The sequence below is a fragment of the Bradyrhizobium sp. OAE829 genome (assembly GCF_040546575.1).
In the GTDB taxonomy this organism is placed as follows: domain Bacteria; phylum Pseudomonadota; class Alphaproteobacteria; order Rhizobiales; family Xanthobacteraceae; genus Bradyrhizobium.
Window position 1 is genome coordinate 4,167,288 of the sequence record NZ_JBEPOE010000001.1, and the last position, 19,433, is coordinate 4,186,720.

The 19,433-nt window shown below is 56.4% G+C and carries 16 protein-coding genes; 9 read left to right on the forward strand and 7 right to left on the reverse strand.

Going from position 1 to position 19,433, the window contains the following annotated elements; genetic code table 11:
* Positions 1 to 13: 13 nt before the first annotated feature.
* The 5 genes from ABIE49_RS20125 to ABIE49_RS20145 form a co-directional block, all read right to left on the reverse strand.
* Entirely contained in the window at positions 14 to 1,537 is a 1,524-nt protein-coding gene (locus ABIE49_RS20125) for a protein NO VEIN domain-containing protein (protein ID WP_354066901.1), read from the reverse strand.
* Positions 1,464 to 3,527: a DEAD/DEAH box helicase gene (locus ABIE49_RS20130; RefSeq protein ID WP_354066902.1), complete on the reverse strand. Its 2,064-nt coding sequence runs from the start codon at positions 3,525 to 3,527 to the stop codon at positions 1,464 to 1,466. The genes ABIE49_RS20125 and ABIE49_RS20130 overlap by 74 nt, the downstream gene beginning before the upstream one ends.
* A 1,205-nt stretch (positions 3,528 to 4,732) precedes the next feature.
* Positions 4,733 to 5,395 (reverse strand): hypothetical protein, encoded by a 663-nt coding sequence (locus ABIE49_RS20135; RefSeq protein ID WP_192739079.1) that lies wholly within the window; start codon positions 5,393 to 5,395, stop codon positions 4,733 to 4,735.
* Positions 5,392 to 6,021 (reverse strand): hypothetical protein, encoded by a 630-nt coding sequence (locus tag ABIE49_RS20140; protein WP_192739078.1) that lies wholly within the window; start codon positions 6,019 to 6,021, stop codon positions 5,392 to 5,394. The genes ABIE49_RS20135 and ABIE49_RS20140 overlap by 4 nt, the downstream gene beginning before the upstream one ends.
* A 448-nt stretch (positions 6,022 to 6,469) precedes the next feature.
* Positions 6,470 to 7,357: a DUF3800 domain-containing protein gene (locus ABIE49_RS20145; RefSeq protein ID WP_354067558.1), complete on the reverse strand. Its 888-nt coding sequence runs from the start codon at positions 7,355 to 7,357 to the stop codon at positions 6,470 to 6,472.
* Positions 7,358 to 7,541: 184 nt separating this feature from the next.
* Here ABIE49_RS20145 and ABIE49_RS20150 point away from each other — a divergent pair, with 184 nt between their 5' ends.
* From ABIE49_RS20150 to ABIE49_RS20165, 4 genes are read left to right on the forward strand one after another with little or no spacing between them, the layout of a single operon-like run.
* Positions 7,542 to 7,955, forward strand: coding sequence for a hypothetical protein (locus ABIE49_RS20150; protein ID WP_192739076.1), 414 nt, complete (start codon positions 7,542 to 7,544; stop codon positions 7,953 to 7,955).
* A gap of 20 nt (positions 7,956 to 7,975) precedes the next feature.
* Positions 7,976 to 8,152: a hypothetical protein gene (locus ABIE49_RS20155; protein ID WP_164934582.1), complete on the forward strand. Its 177-nt coding sequence runs from the start codon at positions 7,976 to 7,978 to the stop codon at positions 8,150 to 8,152.
* 12 nt (positions 8,153 to 8,164) lie between these two features.
* Positions 8,165 to 8,845, forward strand: coding sequence for an SOS response-associated peptidase (locus ABIE49_RS20160; RefSeq protein ID WP_192739075.1), 681 nt, complete (start codon positions 8,165 to 8,167; stop codon positions 8,843 to 8,845).
* Positions 8,845 to 9,300: a HEPN domain-containing protein gene (locus ABIE49_RS20165; protein WP_192739074.1), complete on the forward strand. Its 456-nt coding sequence runs from the start codon at positions 8,845 to 8,847 to the stop codon at positions 9,298 to 9,300. The genes ABIE49_RS20160 and ABIE49_RS20165 overlap by 1 nt, the downstream gene beginning before the upstream one ends.
* Before the next feature lie 83 nt (positions 9,301 to 9,383).
* Here ABIE49_RS20165 and ABIE49_RS20170 read toward each other — a convergent pair whose 3' ends face one another.
* The gene (locus ABIE49_RS20170) at positions 9,384 to 10,136 is read right to left on the reverse strand and encodes a DUF5131 family protein (protein ID WP_192739073.1); all 753 of its coding nucleotides are present in this window, start codon (positions 10,134 to 10,136) and stop codon (positions 9,384 to 9,386) included.
* Between the two features lie 13 nt (positions 10,137 to 10,149).
* On the reverse strand, positions 10,150 to 10,995 hold the full coding sequence (locus ABIE49_RS20175) for a three-Cys-motif partner protein TcmP (RefSeq protein ID WP_192739072.1): 846 nt from the start codon (positions 10,993 to 10,995) through the stop codon (positions 10,150 to 10,152).
* Between the two features lie 476 nt (positions 10,996 to 11,471).
* Here ABIE49_RS20175 and ABIE49_RS20180 point away from each other — a divergent pair, with 476 nt between their 5' ends.
* From ABIE49_RS20180 to ABIE49_RS20200, 5 genes are all read left to right on the forward strand, one after another.
* Complete coding sequence (locus ABIE49_RS20180) at positions 11,472 to 12,077, forward strand: DUF6946 family protein (RefSeq protein WP_354066903.1); 606 nt, start codon at positions 11,472 to 11,474, stop codon at positions 12,075 to 12,077.
* Positions 12,078 to 12,854: 777 nt separating this feature from the next.
* Positions 12,855 to 16,448 carry a type I restriction-modification system endonuclease gene (gene hsdR, locus ABIE49_RS20185; protein ID WP_192739070.1) on the forward strand — a complete coding sequence of 1,198 codons (3,594 nt, stop codon included), beginning with the start codon at positions 12,855 to 12,857 and terminating at the stop codon, positions 16,446 to 16,448.
* A complete protein-coding gene (locus ABIE49_RS20190) occupies positions 16,445 to 17,923 on the forward strand; it encodes a class I SAM-dependent DNA methyltransferase (protein ID WP_192739069.1) in 1,479 nt (492 codons plus the stop codon). The genes hsdR and ABIE49_RS20190 overlap by 4 nt, the downstream gene beginning before the upstream one ends.
* Positions 17,920 to 19,314, forward strand: coding sequence for a restriction endonuclease subunit S (locus ABIE49_RS20195; RefSeq protein WP_192739068.1), 1,395 nt, complete (start codon positions 17,920 to 17,922; stop codon positions 19,312 to 19,314). Before ABIE49_RS20190 ends, ABIE49_RS20195 begins: the two co-directional genes overlap by 4 nt.
* A complete protein-coding gene (locus ABIE49_RS20200; protein ID WP_354066904.1) occupies positions 19,311 to 19,433 on the forward strand; it encodes a hypothetical protein in 123 nt (40 codons plus the stop codon). The genes ABIE49_RS20195 and ABIE49_RS20200 overlap by 4 nt, the downstream gene beginning before the upstream one ends.

Sequence of the window (19,433 nt, forward strand, 5' to 3'; positions counted from 1 at the left end):
GTTGATAGTTATCTCATCCAGGCGGCAAACCCGATGCCATCAATGTTGCAATATCAAAAACCACGGCCGTTTCTGCAAAGCCCAGCTCCCTGCCAAAGAAGCGCCTGACGTAGACCGGCTCTCGCGCGAAGCCTCCATCGACCTGAACAATTGCAAGAATAAAGGCCTCAGCCGCGTTCAGTGATGCGAGTATCTCATTCTTGGTCACGATGACCTCGCGACCGTCGGCCTGCCTTCCCTTCACCTCAATGAAGCGAAGATGACCCGCCTTGCGGTCGCGGCTCTCGATGTCCCAACCTTTCTTCTCAGCCGATACGTCACGAGGATCGTGACCAAGAGCACGCTCTGACGCAAACACCGCATCCATGGCCAGCCTTTCGATTTCAGCGCGGGCCACCGGATCCTCCGAGAAGCCATCCGGCTGCGCCGCAGGCGTGCTTGCGGTTTGCACCCTCAGGAGACCTCCGGGAATCACGAGGGCGGCACCTTTCAAAACGGGAGGCAAGGCTGAGATCTGACGTTCTCGATCTAGCTCAGTTTGACGACGATGGAGCCGTTCCACGAGCCGCGCTGCTGTCGCTTCCGCGTTCTGCGCATTGATACGCTGCTCCTTGCCGGCACGCTCCTCCTCCCGCAATCGCGCGGACCGGGCATCCCAGTAGTTGATTTCCCGGTTGAGTCGGGCGCGCACCTCTCGTTCAACCTTGTCAATTTCGGCAATCCGGCGCGAACGGACCTCATTCAAGTGCTCCGGGACTAGCGCTCGCACCGCATAGCCCAGCGCCTGCGTCTCCACGTTTCCCGCCAACCACGGCGCGGAAATCGAATCTGCAACGACCAAGCGCTCTTCGGGCGTAATGGGTCGACAATCGAGATAAGGTGCCGGGCCACCGTCGGTCGCAGTCCCGTCCTCCTTCAAGAAGAGGAATTGAAGCCGCTGCGAGATCGTGTGCGGCTCTCCTGAGCGACCTGTCCGCGCGTCACGGACGGCGTGTTCAAGATATACGAGCAATCGTGGCGCTTGGATTTCGTCGGCTTCGTCCACAAGGACGCCGCCTTGGGACAACAAAGGTTGGAAACGTTCGAGAACGACATCCACAAGCGCTTCCAGAAGCGGGTGCCCGGGCGCAACCAGCTCAGCCTGCGGTTTGCCAACGATAAGCGCCTTCTCAAACGTGATCCGCGCGTACCGATCGAGCACGGGATCAGATCGGCCAATCAGCCTGTCGCGCTCCTTGAGGATCGAGGGCACACGAAGGATTTCGAAACGACCTTTTTCACGTTCCGCAATCCGCCCGCCAAGCAAGGTGAAGGCTTCACGAAAGAATGCGCCAACGAAATGCGGCTGAAGCCGGCGTGCCTGTGCACGCTCCATCTGCTCTCGCACCTCAGCGACGGAACTGGCACTCATGCCTTCGGACGTAAGCTTGCGTTCAGCGACGAGCTTTTCAATCGCCTCGACATCAACCGCCCCGTCCACCTTCCGAAGTAGTTCGGCCTTCTTCTCGGGGGCGATCACCGTAGCGAATTGCGTCAACGAGGAGGTCCCGTAAGGCTTGGCCCTCAAAGAGTTCGCCGAGAACGTCGTAGACCTTGCCGCCAAGAGCGGTGCGCGCCTCCTCCAGCTTTTCAAGCAAGCGACGATAGACTTCGCCCTCGCGCGTATTCGCCGCGCAGAGATTCCATAGATGGCAGACTTCTGTTTGACCGATACGGTGAATCCGGCCGAAGCGCTGCTCAAGTCGGTTGGGGTTCCAAGGAAGATCATAGTTGATCATGAGGTGCGCACCGCGCTGAAGGTTTACACCTTCGCCGGCGGCATCATTTGCGATCATGACGCGGACCACCGGATCAGAATTGAATGCTGCAATGGCAGCGCGACGGGCTTCACGGGCAACGCCGCCATGGATGACAACCACCGCTGCCGGATCGCCGACCCGGGCGACGATCTTTTGCTGCAGATATTCAAGTGTGTCCTTCGGCTCCGTAAATATCAGGACCTTTCGCCGAAGGCCTGTTGCCTGATCCAGCATCATCGGCTCATCGAGGATCGACTCCAGTTCACGCCACTTGGCGTCTAGGCCAGACAGCTTGAGGCGAAGAGCGCGCCCTTCGAGGTCCTTCAAGGTAAGGATTTCGGCTTCCAGCTCAGCCAGAGTTGCAGCTGCGGTTGCCTGATCGGCAATTTGATCCTCCGCCTCTTCAACCTCGGCGCCTGGAATTTCATCGGCGTCGTCGGGGTCGTAACTCGGCAATTCGGGGGTGCGCCGCAGAGAAGCGGAACCGGATTGCCGCATTAACGTCTCTTCCCGCAATCTCTCTTCCAGCCGCTTGCGTCGCCGCTCAAGCGAGCGATGAATGGCTGCGGGAGATGACGCCAATCGCCGCTGCAAAATCTGTAACGCGAAGCCCACGCTCGACCTTCGCTTGTCGTCGCCGGTTCGATCTGCGCGGTTCATCTCTTCGCGCACGTAGGTTGTGACCGCCTGGTAGAGATCGGCCTCCACCGGCGACAGTGCATAGCTGGCGGTATAGGCACGGCGTTCCGGAAACAGCGGTGTGCCGTCGAACCTGTATAGTTCTTCCTTGGTAAGCCGTCGCATCATGTCGGACACGTCGGCCTTGTGAACTCCTTCGCGAAATCGCCCCTCGAAGCGGTCTGCGTCCAGCAAGCCCATGAAAAGCTGGAAATCGGCTTCCTTGCCGTTGTGAGGAGTAGCCGACATAAGAAGGAAGTTGCGTGTCCGCGTGCCCAGCAACTTACCAAGTTTGTGACGTTGGGTTTCCTTCACTTCACCACCGAAATAGGAAGCTGCCATGCGATGGGCTTCATCGCAGATGATGAGGTCCCAATCCGGTGCCGCGGCCAACTTAGTCTTCAACTCGTCCGACCGCGCGGCCATGTCCAGCCGCATGATCAAGCGGTGCTTTTCCACAAAAGGATTACCGGTGATCGAAGCCTCGATCTGATCTCTTGTCAGCAGGTCGAAACCCAGACCGAACTTCTCAGCCAGTTCCTCCTGCCATTGTTCGACGAGGCTGCCCGGCGCAACGATCAAGCATCGATCGAGATCGCCGCGGATCATCAACTCCTTGATGAGCAGGCCGGCCATGATCGTCTTGCCTGCACCCGGATCGTCGGCAAGCAAGAATCGAAGCGGTTGGCGTGGCAGCATTTCGCCATAGACGGCAGTGATTTGGTGAGGGAGGGCCTCGATCTGCGATGCACTGACAGCCAGATACGGATCGAAGAGATGTGCCAAGCGGATGCGATAGGCTTCTGAGGCAAGACGCAAAAGGTTGCCGTCTGCGTCAAAGGCGTACGATCGTCCCTGCTTGACCAGCTCAAGAGTGGCTTCTTCGCCTCTGTAGAGCAGCCGTTCGCCGACACGACCGGCCGCCCGGAATGTGATGTTCTTGGCGTCCGGACCAAAGTCCGAGACCTGAACGATATCCGCAGGGCCAGCGGCATCCAGTCCCAGGACGACGCTGCCGGGTTTTATAGAGTCGAAGTCAGAAGGGTTCATTCTTTAGGGAGTACTGAATAGGCAGGTGAGGTCAATAACCAAAGGTTGCAATATGCGCCCGCTCGCTGATCATATACGATGGCAGCCTGGAACTTCGCAGCGATGGCCGTGGCGAAGGGCTTTTGATCGGCATTCCGGCCAATTCAAAGCCCAATGCGGTGGACCATTCTTCGCAGAACAACTGCAGGAGCCGGGCCTGAATTGGCCTAGTGTCGTCCACGCTGGTTGTAGCCATAACTGAGCAAGGACCGTCTGCGAGGTCCTCGCAAAGCGCCCATCTTCCTCCAAGCCGCTTTGTCCGCACGCTTCTCACGCCGGCCTGCGCAAGCAACCAGTGCCCCGCTTCTTCGAAGGTTTTGAAGGTCTGGCACTCCGTGTCTCGGATCAGTTGTAGCATTCTCCCCCCATTGCTCAGCATCGGCGCCCATTATCGAGCGATCAAACAGCTGTGCTACTTACTGGCAACTCGCTAGGGTTGGGAAACACTTAACGTGGGACGCACGAGTGAGCAGAGGATTGGGAACGGTCGCAATTCGACTGAAGCAGCTATGGGACAGGCATCCGAGCCAGTCGTTTTCGACTTCGGAACTATGCCGACACGTCTATCCAAGACAAAGGGTGCAGAAGAAGCATCGAGTATCCGTGCTCCGTGCGGTGCGAACCCTTGTAAGGCGCGAGGGCCTCGAAGTCTGGTGCCTCATACTCCGCCACGAGAAAGCCGACGCGGAGTGGTTCGGGAGGAAGTGTACGGTGAGACCGCGAGGGGCTGAGCGCCTTCGGCTCTGAAAATTCCTTTTGAATCTCCGCACGGCGCGACTGCGCCCTCAGCCGCGGTCGTCCTTTTCGCAGCCCGTTGCTGGCTTCGGGAAGTAGCTCCTGAGGAGGTCCTCAGAACGACGCTTCGTGGCCCGGTTCAACCCGGGCCTCGACAATGTGCTGAAGAGAACTGTTGCCACGGGGACCCGCGCCGTGACAGATTACGAGCCACCCTTGGGGCTACACCTAGGGGCTACACCGGCAGCTCCGGTTGTGCAAAAAGGCCTTATTTTACGGGGCTTTCTCAAAGCCGTTTTAATGTGGCGGAGAGGGAGTCCGCCCAATAGGTGACTATCTCACTGTACTTTCTAAGTTTTTTAATCAATTGCTCTATCTACATACACCTCAACATACACTCAGAGCAGGCACGGGCGCTCGACGCTTTGAATTCAGGTAAAACCGTATGTGTAAATCTGCCAAGAACGGTCGCGCTTTCGTGGCGGGATGTATTCGGTCTTATCGATCCCGATAAGGGCACCTTTAACTTCAAGGTCGCCGCTGATCGGAGACTGCCGCCACCATCCAACGTGAGTTTTGGCGCGATCCTCGTTGTTTTTCCAGCGCGGCACATCGAGCTGATCGTCCTCGAAAAGCCATTTGCCGTCGTATTCCCGAGGCCACATCTTTGCTGAAACACTCCCAAGCGAAACCTTGATGCACTCGGCACTCATCGGCCCCACTCCGTCGGGAGGCATTGGGCGGTGTGCATCGGCGCAAGATATCAGCTTCGGCGTCAAGCCAGCGATGAGCTGTTTGGTTGCAGCGAAACCGTGGTCAGGACTTTGCCAGTATCGACCGCGCATGCCATCGGGAGCGTTGTACAGTAGGTCACACGTTTTCAGCCCTACGTGAACGACAAAGATGATCTGGCGCCCATCTTCCTCGCCGTGAGGAGCATCGTGGTAAGGCTCAATCAAGGTGCTAATGACCGTTGCGTACTTGATCACCTGGGCCGCGATCTTCTCAAATGAGAGATTATCATCAAGATAGGTCCGCCCCTTGGCTGAAAGAGCTGCCGTATTCCATTCCATCTTGTCAGGCGGCTTGATCATACCGCTAACCTCGGCAAATAATTCAGCAGAGGTTTTTCGCCGACGACGACTTCATATGCGGGATAGTCATCCACAGCAAGTAATCTCACTCTCACGACCAGCAACTGTCGATTACCGCTACGAACAAAGCCATCCTCAAGGACGTGAAGGTGATTGTAGTCCTTTAGCGGCACGCGAGGATCAATCTTGCCAATATAATGAGATAGGTACATCGGCCTTATCCCGCGAATTGCATCCGTTAAGAATGGGACGAATGCGCCTAGACCGTGAACTGCCACGGCATGGGAGTGCGCGATCTTAGCTAGGAATCGTCCGAAATCTTCGGTCGTGAATGGTTGCTTGCTCGTTCCGCCTATTATGATGCTGCGGCCTGCCAATCCAAGAGCCCGGCCTCGCTGCTGGAAATCATGAGGAACGTAAATCTTTGGACCCGTCATAACGAACTCATCATCGTCCCTCAGCGGTTCGCCTCTCATAATTCCTGCCCGGTCAGGCAGCTCGTATCCCACACATCCGCCGGGATGTTCATCTGGCGGGACATCGCTATCAATGAATTCGTTTAGGTCGTCGTGAATTTCAAATGCTTGTTGCTGTTCTCCGGAGCCGCGCTTGGAAAACACTTTCAATGAACCGTCTCTAGTAGGCTGCATTCCGGTTACGTGACGAGCAGCGCCAAATAATCGACTGATCACACGCCCTTCGAATGCGTGAGTTTCTGACCCACATTTTGCACAACTGGCCTTTCGAAACACGAGTCTCCCACGCATCCTCTTCGGGATGATATGCTCTCGGTGCAATTTTGGATCGCCTTTTGACGGGCAATAAATACAACGTCCTGGTGGATCGTATGTATGCTCCGCATTTCTTATCATCGTGATAGCGGACTTCTGCATGGCAGATCACCTGACCAAAGTTCATCGGACCAGAAACTGGGCGAGCGAGCCGTGCGGCACGCACCGTAAGTACGCCGCCGAAATTGCATAAGCCTATTCCAGTGAATGCCAAAAGTCCTGTCAGACTTCTCCAATAAAGCCGTCGCGCTCAGTAATGGAATGCAGCATTGTCGGCTTATTTTTAATGAGCCCATTGAAGTGGCGATGAGGGATCGGGAAGGCTCAAGTTGGTGCCTCTCCGCGCTCTCACCTCCGCAAATGGCATTACTCTCTTGGCGTGCTCAAAACTCGTTCGCGCTTCTTTCTCTCCGATTAGCATGTGTAAGTAATTCATTCGCTTCTTTGGTTGCCACGGAAACGGCGATGACATCTTCGTTTCCTGACGGCCCGCGAGATGCCAGTGTCGTATCCAATACGCAAGCAGATCGGCAGCCTGCAACGGCATCAATAGATGATCCCGCCCGAACACGGGCGTCGCGCCCAGCATTCTTCTGATCTCTTCTGTGGCGTCTTTCACCACGAACGGCCACACCGATAAGAAGCCGTCCTTTTCAGTGTCTTCATCAAAAACAAAATCAACCGATGCTGAAATTCCAATCTCATGATGCAACGCAGCCAAGCCCAAGACCAACCCACGCACTGCAAAGAAGTAGGGATTTTCGAGCTTTTGAGCTTTGATCTCTTCCGGCGGCACAACTTCGTGCACGACCTTGCGGAGTGCCGCGGTATCGACCGTTATGGAAATTCCGCTAAGCACATTATGCTTCTCGATAATGCGATAAAATGATGCGCCGATCTCCGGGCGCAAGGTCGTCGCAGACATCTTGAAGCACGACATTCTCAGGTCTTCCAGGTGTGCCCGCCATTCGTTGGCAAGAGCCGCCCAAGTGTCAGGGGCAGCTATATATCCAGCTATGATAAGGGCCCTCGCGTCACCCGTCCCGCTACCATCAACATACGCCTGTAAGCTCGCCCGCGTGGCCTCCCCGGATTGACCCTTCGCAGGCGTTCCAACGTTCGCGAGATGCAGCGGCGTTCTCACGCCAAATCCAAATAGATTATGAACCATGTAATTCACGATTCGCCTTGCAGTACGGCAGCTCGATCCGCGCTTTACCGAATTAGTAGTCGGGCGGAACCCTTGATGCAAATTCAAACAATACTTAGCCACGACGCACAGTGGTTTCGCGTCGCGACAAGCCCAAGGGCTTGATAGTTTGCGCGCGGGTCCATAACGCGCTTTGATGTCCTATATGGGCACCAAATCCCGAGAAACCATCTACGGCGCATCGGTTCGGGCTTCTGCCGAGCGGGCGACGGAAGCGCGCAAACAAGCCGACCGGCTCGCCTGCGTAGCCTGGAATAATCGCATGCTCGGCTTTCAAGGTCCTGCGCAGCCGTCGCCCGCACTAGGTGATGCGCTCAACGCCGGTTACCGCTATCTTGAAGTCAAATGCCTTGGCTGCAACACGCATCAGGCGGTTGCGCTGAATATCGTGCGACGGCCGAAGACGACGCCAATCCATGAATTGGAACGCTACATGCGGTGCAAGGACTGCTCGGAAATTCGAGGCTATCCATATAAGCGCAGTCATCTGGTAGCGTTGCGACCGAACAAGATTTCAGCCGACGATCCGCCGTCAACGTGGTGGCCGGGCGAGCGGTGAATGTTGATGAGGGAACGACGATGAACGGAAGTCGCTATTACGTGGTGCGATCAGAGGGCACGAAATACGGCATAGGCTTTGGCAGCGCGCTTGCTATCGCCATCAGCTACACCACCAACAAGTCGATCCTCTGGGCGATCATCCACGGTATTCTGGGCTGGCTATACGTGATCTACTTCGCACTGTTCTGGTCCTAGCCGTAGCGACCGATGTGCAACCTCTACAGCATCACGACGAACCAAGCCGCAATTGCTGCGCTGTTCCGCGTCGTCAATCGCTACGTCGGCAACCTCCCGCCGATGCCTGGCGTGTTTCCGGACTATCCGGCTCCAGTGGTCCGCAAAAACGACACTGGCCGCGAGCTGACCATGATGCGCTGGGGCATGCCGCCACCTCCGCGCACGGGAGGCCCGCCGGTCACAAACATCCGCAACACGTCATCACCGCACTGGCGCGGCTGGCTCAAACCAGAGAACCGATGCCTCGTCCCGGCCAACAGCTTTGCCGAATATGCGCCGGAACCGAACCCTGAGACCAAAAAGAAAGACGTGGTTTGGTTCGCGCTTAACGAAGACCGGCCGCTATTTGCCTTCGCGGGCATCTGGACGACGTTTAACGGTGATCGCGGCACCAAGTCGAAGCCGGTACCCGGACCACATCAAGTCTATGCGTTTCTGACGACATCGCCGAATGCGGTGGTCGAGCCGATCCATCCGAAGGCAATGCCAGTGATCCTGACGACGGACGAAGAGCGGGATGTATGGACGCGCGCGCCGTGGGGTGAGGCAAAGGCTTTGCAGCGGCCGTTGCCGGATGACGCGCTCAGGATCGTGGCTCGTGGGGCCGATAAAGAAGACAAGGTGGCTGCGTACCAAATAGGGGAAGACTAATGGCGAACAGGGTTCCATTCAGCGAACCGCAATTACCGTTTCATCCGGAAGAACTGTTCGCACGCGCATGGCAGTTTCGCAACGCGGCCATGCCGATGCCGGTCATGATCAATAGTCAGCCGAACTGGCCAAAATGGGCGCTCGTCTTTCACGCTATCGAACTTGCGTTGAAGGCAGCGATTGTTTCGTTCGGGCAACGCGGCGTTCAACAACCAGTTGGGCCGCAGCCGCACAATCACGATCTGGCAGCGCTGTACGCGTACGCGATCAAGTATGGTCTGACCGACCGACCGGAGATAGCCAAAGACCTACCCCATCTCGCCGAACTGAGCGTTATAAGTTACGCTCGGTATCCGATGATACCTGTAAAACCTGCCGCTATCATTTCGCAGTACGACGATTTGGTAGAACAGATTTTTCGCGATGTAGCCGCTGCACTGTTTCCATCCAGATAAGCATCGCCGTGACGAAGGACCGCCGAGCGCAGTGGTTCGACCATGGTCGCGCTGTAGCACGCAGACGCGCGGGGTCTTGCTAATCAAGACATCGCGATGGGTCGCGGCATCTCATCGAACGTGCGCCCGCGATAGTGCCTGCCGGTACTCTTCTTGCGAACGCCGCCCCACTGCTTGAAGAAGAACGCTGTCTTTGCCTTGCGACAGGCGGCTTCAATCTCAGCGACCCACTGCTCGGCCATTGGACGCGAACGCGGGCCACTCTCGCCGCCAACGATGGCCCACTGGATGCCGCGCAGATCGGCGCGATCCACCGATCCGAGCAACGGTTCGAACGAGACGAACCTGACGGCGGCAGCGACCTTGCGCAAATTGTCGATGCGCCCGAGATAGTCGGCGCTCTCGACGCTGGTCCCGAGCCACACGTTTGGTAGCAACGGCAGCGAGGCGGTAATCGCCGCCATCCGATCCGGTCGCTTGGTCAAAATCTGATAGGTGTGCTGCGGCGTTGTCTGCATCGTATACCAGACGGCGGCGACGAACTCGGCTGGCACCGCTTCGTGAAACAGGTCTGACATCGAGTTCACGAAAATTCGACGCGGCTTCTTCCAGCCTGCCGGAATGCCAAGCGCGCCGTGATCTAGCCTCACCTTGCCAGTCCAGACCGCCCGCTTGCCACTCTTGCGCGTTAGCCCGCGATATTTCTTCATACCCATGGCATCGAGCCGCGCTGCCATCCGCATTGCATAGCAGTTGGTGCAGCCGGGCGAGAGCACAGTGCAACCCGCAACTGGGTTCCACGTCGCGTCGGTCCATTCGATTGAGGTGTCAGCCATGCCGATGCGCCTTTCAGAGGTCCATTCGCGTTTGGACGTGCACGTTCCTGATGTCGTCCCACAACCGACGCGCCAACTCGTGCGCGCTGACAAAAACGAGCCAGTACAATCGCTGGCCGCCCGGTCCCGACACCAGTTCGATGCCCTCTGCCGGACTTGTGCCGAGCCGCCTTATCTCGCCGAGCCAATACTGCAACAGTGAGTGTCGTACCGCTTGATCGGGCCTGTTTACATCAACATCAACGGCATCACGCCAGCCGGGCATGAAGGCATCCAACTGTGGAGCCTCTGGTGCAACATACCGGCGAAGATTTCGTTGCAAATCGAACACGCTGACGTGAATAAGCAGGTCAATGTGTGTCAGCGATGTCAGCTTTCGAATGATCGAAAATGGCAACGTCTCAATATTATATGGATCGAGGAATGCGAAGTGCAGCCCGCTCGGGTTCACGGAGGCAACGATGTCGTCAACAGCCCGCTCGGCTGGCTTGGTGTAGATGCGCGCGGCTCCCCCCAGCGCCTTGACACGCCTGTCCAGCGCTGCCGTGTTGTCCGGGTCGATATCATTTAGGTAGAGTTCGGAGAAGCGGGTGTCGCTTTGTCGTGCTGCCTTGTAGGCAATAAGCGGACTGCCATCGATGAAGTTCGACGTTTTCTCAATCACCGACCTGCCGGGGCCTGAAAACAAATCTATGTAGGTCGCGCCGCCGGTGCCTCGTGGCGGCAGAAACTTAGCCCGCGCGCCCCGTGACGCATCGACATACTTGCGAAGCCGCTCGTGCTTTTCAGTTGCCCAAGCGCCGACTTCGCTGACGATCAAGCCGTCCTCAGGATCGAATTTGTCTACCTTTTTGGCCATTGCAGCAGCCCCCTAACAGGAGCACTACCACACCGCCGCAGGTTGAGGGTTAACGCGCAGGCGCTTTCTCGCGGATTGCGCCCGTCGCCCGCTGCCTTATCCTCCGGTCATGGTCCAGCAGCAGCGGCGGCCTTCGGCTTCATCGAACCGTGCCAGCCGTCGAAGGTGGCGCGGCCACCACCGTCCGGCCCGCTGTGGGTCCACGAAATCAAGCATGACGGCTACCGGGTGATGGTGCGCCGGGATGGCGCGCGGGTCCGCTGCTTCACGCGCGGAGGCCATGATTGGGCCGACCGCTCCCCAGCCATCCTTGAAGTCGCCAGGCTGCATTGGCATCGGGCGGCCACCTGATCGAAGGCTCCAGCCGGTGATCCATTATTTGCTTAAATCCTAATCCGGCCAGCACATTGTTAGCTTACACGATAGCAAACGGCGTTGCCTTCTGGCATCTTCCGGAGTGGCGGGGGACAATCATTATGTCAAAACTGTATATTCCGACATCAGGGACTGAAAGCTGGCAAGCTCTTCTCGCTGATCCGGCAAAGCAGTGGCGCATTGGCTATTCTGCGCGAACACTCGCGCATTGCTGGGAAGCCGCAGACGGATTGCCGCCGGAGGTCGCGGCGCTATTCGGATCAAACGCTGAACTGCTAATTGCGCTCCCAGAGCACAAGGTATCTCTTCGCGATACTGGCAGAGACAGCCAGACGGATGTTTTCGCTCTGGTAAAGTCAAACAATCGCACAATCGCCGTTGCCGTTGAAGGCAAGGTCAATGAAACGTTCGGGCCGGTAATCAAAGATTGGTACGTGGACCCATCTCCCGGAAAGCGACAGCGGTTGGCGTTCTTGTGCGATTTGCTCGGCGTTAAGTGCCCACCTCCGGATGAAGTCCAGTATCAATTGTTTCACCGCACAGCGTCCGCCGTCATCGAAGCCGAGCGTTTTAAGACCGATGACGCGGCGATGATCGTCCACTCCTTCTCGCCGGAAAACAAATGGTTCGATGCTTATGCCGGCGTTTCTCAACCTGTTTGCTCTGGCCGCGCAACCTGGGCAACTCGCGAGCAAGCGATTGCCTGACGGGCGCACCCTTCATTTTGGATGGGCTAAAGGTGATCCTCGTTTCCTATCAGCATGAATATGGTCGCAAGAGCCTATGGTGCGTTGAATATCGAGGTGGGGGATGACTACTCAGTGGGCAGCACAGTTTCTCGTCGCGGCGGAGCTTGAGCGGAACGGATATGTGGTCTCGTTCACAATGGGACACGCTACAAAGGCCGCTGACTTGATGGTGGGTCACGAAGAGACCGGGAAGCAGTTCTGGGTTGATGTAAAGGGGCTGGCTAAGCCCACGTCATGGCCGGGCGGTGGGACGAAGGCACCACGCAAGAATTTGTTTTATATCCTCGTCTTGGTCTGCCCGACGCGCGCAAATGATCGATTTTTTATTCTTAGTCAAAGCGAGTGGGATGGCCTAGTCAATCAATATGGCGAAGAACACCCAAATCAGAAAAGTCGAACCGGCGGGTTCAATTGGACGGCCCCACATCGCTTTGAGAACAAATGGTCAAAGTTACCAAGTTGGCAAAGCAGATCAAATTAGGACATCACTTAGCCCTATGCCGGCCTGTCGAATATCAGGCCAGTCTAACGCAACGGCGCGGCCACCAGAGCTTGGCGCTCCTAATGCGGAAATCCAACTGATCAGCTAAGCAATTAGACCTAAACGTTAAGATTGCGAGCGGTTTCGTATTGAACCCGACGTTTAAGTCGAGCATTCTGGACCGTCACACGTAAACTGGCCCACCTGTTGACGGGGGGATTTCAAGCCGGATTTGGGGGCGGTCGGCCAAACGAATGAATGCCAACAGGCAGCCGAAATCAGCCAATTTCCGCTTCCTTGCCAAGCGATACCCGGACTTGGACCGGATAGGCGCGGGGAGCGAGCGCTATTTCTCGGACGATCCCGTCGTCGCACTGATTTTGCTTCGCCAGTTCGGTGAAGTGCTGGCCCAAATGTTAGCCGCGCGATCCGGTCTCTTAACCGATGCGCGGGAGTTGCAAGCAGACCTACTTCGGCGGCTCCGGATAGAGGGGAACTACCCCTCCTCGGTCATGGACCTATTCCATCAGCTCCGTAAGTTGGGGAATGCGGCGACCCATGATCGCGACGGTGACCATGCCACCGCACTCTCGTGCCTCAAAATGGCGCGTCAGCTGGCTATCTGGTTCTACCGCACGTTCGATGATCAGAATTTGAAGCCTGGCCCGTTTCAACCGCCGCACGCTCCCGTCGATGCAAGCGCCGAACTTATGATCGAGCTAGAGAGGCTGAGAGCCGAGAAAGAAGCTGCGCTAACAGACGCGCAACGCGCAAGGGAGCGAGCAGAAGAAGCCGAGGCCGCGCGGTTGCTTGCTGAAGACGGGGTTCGAGGTGTCATCGAGGAGCGAGACATCTATGCAACATTGGCGGCCGAGGCGGAAGCCGCCAAAGCCGAGCTAGGGCAACTGCTTGCTCGGTTACAACGGACCATTTCTCCGAGGTACACTGAACCTGCTGCTCGCGATCACATCGACCGATCAGATGCACTCGAAGAGCGCTTTGAAATACCTCTAAGTCATCTGGCGGAAAGCGGCACTGTTTTCAGGACACACGGCGAACTCGCCGAACAATTGGTCGAATGGCAGGCAGCTGCAACCTTCAGTCCAGCGTCCGAAAAGCAAGAAGTTCTCAAATCCGCATCCGCCGCAGCAGATGCCATCGATCTCGACGAAGCCGACACACGTCAGCTCATCGACGAACAACTACGGCAACGCGGCTGGGACGCCGACACCGTAAACCTGCGGTATGCGAAGGGTGCTCGACCAGTCAAGGGCAGATCGATTGCCATTGCCGAATGGCCCACTTCCAACGGTCCCGCCGACTATGCGCTCTTCGTCGGCATGACATGCATCGCCCTGGTAGAAGCCAAGCGTAAGCGCAAGAATGTCCAAGCGGCAATCGACCAGACAGGTCGCTACGCTCAAGCGTTTAACCCCATTGACGGTGTAGAACTTCCCGAGGGCGGTCCATGGCGATTTAGCACTGGCGGCACCAAGGAGCCGCCGTTTCGTGTGCCATATCTGTTTGCGACCAATGGCCGTCCGTATCTCAAGCAAGTCGAGACGCAGAGCGGCATCTGGTTTCGCGATGCGCGCAATCCGACCAATCATCGACGGGCCCTCACTGATTGGCCGACGCCCGAAGGATTGATGGCGCAGCTCAATATCGACCGGCAGGCTGCCCAAGAACGCCTTGCATCACTGCCGATTGAATTTGGCTTTCCGCTTCGCGATTACCAAAAGCGAGCCATCCACGCCGTCGAGAATACTCTCGCCAATGATGCCAACCGCACCATGCTGCTGGCGATGGCGACTGGAACGGGCAAGACGAAGCTCGCGATTGCCCTTCTGTATCGCCTGCTGGAGACGAAGCGCTTCCGTCGAATTTGTTTCGTCGTTGATCGTCATGCGCTCGGCGAGCAGGCAGCCAACGAATTCAAGACAACACGGATCGTGAGCGCTCGAACATTTGCAGACATCTTTGGCTTGAAGGAACTCGGCGACATCTTCCCCGAGACCGCGACGAAAGTGCACATCTGCACCATCCAAGGATTGGTAAAGCGTGTGCTATTTGCAAATGAAAATGAGGATGTGCCGCCTGTCGATCAGTATGACCTGATTGTTGTCGATGAATGTCATCGCGGTTATCTGCTCGACCGCGAGTTGTCTGATGCCGAAATGTCGTTCCGCAACGAGGCAGATTACGTATCGAAATATCGACGGGTTTTGGAGCACTTCGACGCGGTAAAGATTGGTTTAACGGCAACGCCAGCGCTGCACACGGCCCAAATATTCGGCGATCCGATATTCATGTATCCATACCGAGAGGCAGTGATCGACGGATTTCTGATCGACCACGAACCGCCCCTACGCATCGAAACCGAGTTATCGCGCGACGGCATTCATTTCGCGCGCGGTGATCAACTGCCTTTGCTGAACCCAATCACCGGGGAAATTGATCTTACCCATGCCCCTGATGACCTCGATTTCGAGATCGAGGACTTCAATCGCCGAGTGATCACCCGTTCCTTCAACCGGGTCGTATGTGAAGAGTTAGCTAAACACATCGATCCGTCGCTGCCGGGTAAGACATTGATCTTTGCCTCGACCGATGGGCATGCAGACATTGTTGTCGCCGAGCTAAAGAAGGCTTTTTTCGACCGCTATGGGGAAGTCGATGATGCGGCAGTGGCAAAGATTACCGGGAGCATTGATGCCCCCGGCAAAATGATCCGGCGCTATCGGAACGATGCCATGCCGACGGTGGCTGTCACAGTTGATCTGCTGACGACAGGGATTGATGTTCCGAAGATAGTGAACCTCGTTTTCATTCGCCGCGTAAACAGCCGTATCTTGTACGAGCAGATGCTGGGCCGCGCGACACGGCTCTGCCCCGAAATCACGAAGGAAACGTTCCGCATCTTCGATGCTGTCGGTATCTACGACGCATTGCAGCCCTTGACCGCAATGAAGCCGGTTGTTGTCAATCCCACGATTACATTGACACAGCTGCTTGAACAATTCGCACGCGTTACCGATCCTGCCCATCGGGTCCAATTGCGTGATGAGATACTTGTCAAATTGGGCCGAAGGATCGGTAAGTTAACCGCCGACGCGCAAGAGGCTTTCCAGAACTTGGCGGGCGAAACGGTCCAAGAAACTGCCACTCGTCTCCGGAATGAACCTCTGGACGCAATGGCTAATTGGTTCAAAGACAAGCCAGGAATTGGCCCGATCTTGGATTGGAAGCCGGAAGGCGGAAGACCAATTCCGCTGCCGATCTCGGAACACCCGGACAAGATTGTTTCCACAACAATCGGGTATGGGGCGGCGATGGTCCGGCCTGAGGACTTCCTCAGTTCATTTACTCAGTTTATCCGGGATAACATCAACAAGGTCGCGGCTTTACAAGCTGTCGTGCAGCGTCCACGGGAGTTGACCAGAGAAACACTAAAGGCCGTCCGAATGGAGCTTGACCGCCAAGGGTTCTCCGAAGCCGCGCTACGCAATGCATGGAAGCAAACGAAGAATGAGGACATTGCGGCATCGATTGTCGGCTTCATCCGACAGGCTGCAATTGGTGACCCGCTGGTCCCGTGGACGGAACGCGTCAAGGCGGCGATGGATCGGATTGTGAAGCGCGGCAACTGGACCGAGCCGCAACGCAAATGGCTTGAACGTATTGGCAAGGCCGTTGCACAGGTGGGCGTTGCTGATCGTGCTGTGCTAGATGAAGAGCAATTTCGCGAGGACACTGGTGGGTTCACCAGGTTGAACCGCATCTTCGATGGAAAACTTGACGCCATCCTGGGCGACATAAATAGCGAACTTTGGAGCAAATCCGCATGACCGACCGGCACGTGACACGCGATATCGTGCAGAAGCTCTGGGGCCTGTGCAACGTTCTACGCGATGACGGTATCACGTACCAAGCCTACGTAACTGAGCTTACGTTTCTGCTTTTCTTAAAGATGATGCAGGAAACGAAGCGCGAGGACGCTCTTCCCAAGGGATATCGCTGGAGCGACCTGACTAAACGCGAAGGCGAAGACTTGCTTACCCATTACCGAGCCTTACTGCTCAAGCTCGGCACCAGCGGTACGGGTATGGTGCGCGACATCTTTACCGACGCGCAGACTTCTTTGCATAAGCCAGCGAACCTAAGAACGCTGGTCTCGGAAATCGACAAGCTGGATTGGTTCTCTGCCCGGCGCGAAGGATTGGGCGACCTCTATGAGGGACTTCTGCAAAAAAACGCTGGCGAAAAGAAATCCGGGGCAGGACAATATTTCACGCCCCGTCCCTTGATCGATTGCGCCGTGCGTCTTCTCAAACCACAGCCCGGCGAAATTGTTCAGGACCCTGCAGCCGGAACGGGCGGCTTTCTTGTGGCCGCAGACCGCTACATCAAGGACGCCACAGACGACCTGTTCAACTTAACGCCAACGCAGCAAGCATTCCAACGAGCGCAGGCTTTCGTCGGGCTGGAACTCGTACTTGATACCCATCGATTGCTCCTGATGAACCTGATGCTTCATGGCATCGAAGGGACAGGCGTGTCTGTAGGAGATACACTCAGCCCTGATGGCGAGCGCCTACCCAAGGCCGACCTAATCCTGACCAACCCACCGTTCGGAACTAAGAAAGGCGGCGGGCGGCCAACGCGCCCAGACTTTTCCATCACCGCCGACACATCAAACAAGCAATTGGCCTTTGTCGAGCACGTTGTGCGCGGCTTGAAAGCGGGTGGGCGGGCGGCGGTGATAGTGCCCGATAACGTTCTGTTTGAGGACAATACAGGGCAGCGCCTGCGTTCATGGCTGATGGACCTGTGCGATCTGCACACCATCCTAAGGTTACCAACCGGCATCTTCTATGCGCAGGGTGTCAAGACCAACCTGCTGTTCCTTCAGCGTGGAAAGACCGACAAAGCTAATACTAAAGCTGTTTGGGTCTATGACATGCGGGCTGATGCTCCAGCTTTTGGCAAAACTCGTCCGCTCACGGTGCAAGACTTTGCGGATTTCGAGAAGATTTACGGCAACGATCCAAACGGCGGAGCCAAGCGCAAGGACCAGGGCGAGGAAGGTCGCTGGCGCTGCTTCAGCCGGGACGCGATCAAGGCTCGAAATGACAACCTTGACATCGCTTGGCTCCGAGATACGGAAGTAGATGCCGAGGAACACTTAACAGAGCCGGAAGACATCGCTGCCGCGATCATCGGTCACCTGAAGGCGGCACTCGAAGAGGTTGACACTCTCTCTGATGAATTAGAGCAAGAAGGCGTGCAAGAGATCGCATCTATTGGGGAAGCCGCGGAATGACCCAAGAGCGGTTTGAGAGTTGGCCTCTGCCGAAAGGGTGGGCATGCGTCCGTTTTGAAGACGTTGCGGAAATTGCACAGAACTTAGTCTCACCATCGAAAGTACCGGATTTACCTCATATCGCGCCCAACCACATCGGTTCGGGTAACCGCCAATTGCTTCCATATTCGACCGTCCGCGCCGATGCCGTTATTAGCTCCAAGCAGCGCTTCTACCCCGGTCAAATACTCTTCACCAAGATACGCCCGTATCTGCTCAAATCTGTCCTCGTGGATTTCGACGGCGTCTGTAGTGCGGACATGTACCCACTTTGGACAAAGGATACGGCAGAGCCGAAGTATTTGCTCTACTGGCTAACGTCACCCGAGTTCCGAGAGGTGATCGCTCATGAGCAGGGCCGGACCGTGCTGCCAAAAATCAACCAGGCGGCCTTAAACAAATCCCTGATGGCTCTCCCGCCGCTTCCCGAACAGCGGCGGATCGTGGCGACGATCGACAGCCTGTCTGCAAAATCTCGACGCGCTCGCGAACGTCTCGATCACATTCCTCGGCTTGTTGAGAAGTACAAGCAGGCGATCCTAGCGGCAGCGTTTCGGGGCGAACTGACGAAAAACTGGAGAAATCGAACGGGACGCCGTTTCGATTGTGAGAGCACCACACTGGGCCAGCAATTAGTCGATATTCGCTACGGTACTGCAAAGAAGTGCGATTACGAGGGCGGCGCTGTCGGAGTTCTCCGCATTCCCAATGTGCAACTTGGAAAGTTACAGATCGATGATCTTAAGTCTGCGGACTTCACCAGCGACGAGTTAAGGAAGCTACGTCTTGAGAAAGGCGATATCCTCATTATCCGTTCAAATGGGAGCCTTGATCTCGTTGGTCGTTCAGCGGTAGTCGATGATGCTGCGGTGGGAATGTTGTTTGCGGGATATCTAATTCGGTTAAGACTTGACGCCAACCTTGTCATTCCAGAGTACGCACAACTCTATCTTCAAGCAACAACGGTCCGAGAATTGGTTGAGCGGCTCGCAAAGTCAACGAGCGGCGTTAACAACATCAACAGCACTCAACTTCAAGAACTTCCGTTCTTGCGACCGAGCATGGACGAGCAGCGCGAAATTGTGCGCGTTATTGGCGTTGCGTTCTCTTGGATTGACCGGCTCGCTTCTGAAGCCACAAGCGCCCGCAAGCTAATCGATCACCTCGACCAAGCCATACTCGCCAAAGCATTTCGTGGCGAACTTGTGCCGCAAGACCCGAACGACGAACCCGCAAGCGTGTTGCTGGAGCGGATCACGGCTGAGCGGAAGGAAACTGCGCGCCCTCGTTCGAGAAAAAGGCACGGTAATTTTTCTAGCCTAGCGACGACCCGATCAAGGAGATCCAAATGAGACGACAGGAGGATGGTGCGTTCTTTGCCGAAACGGCCAACGCGTTTCGGTACCGAGAAGTGAACAGCACCGGCACCCCCATTCACAACGATCAGGAAGGCGTGGTGGTTGGATCGTAG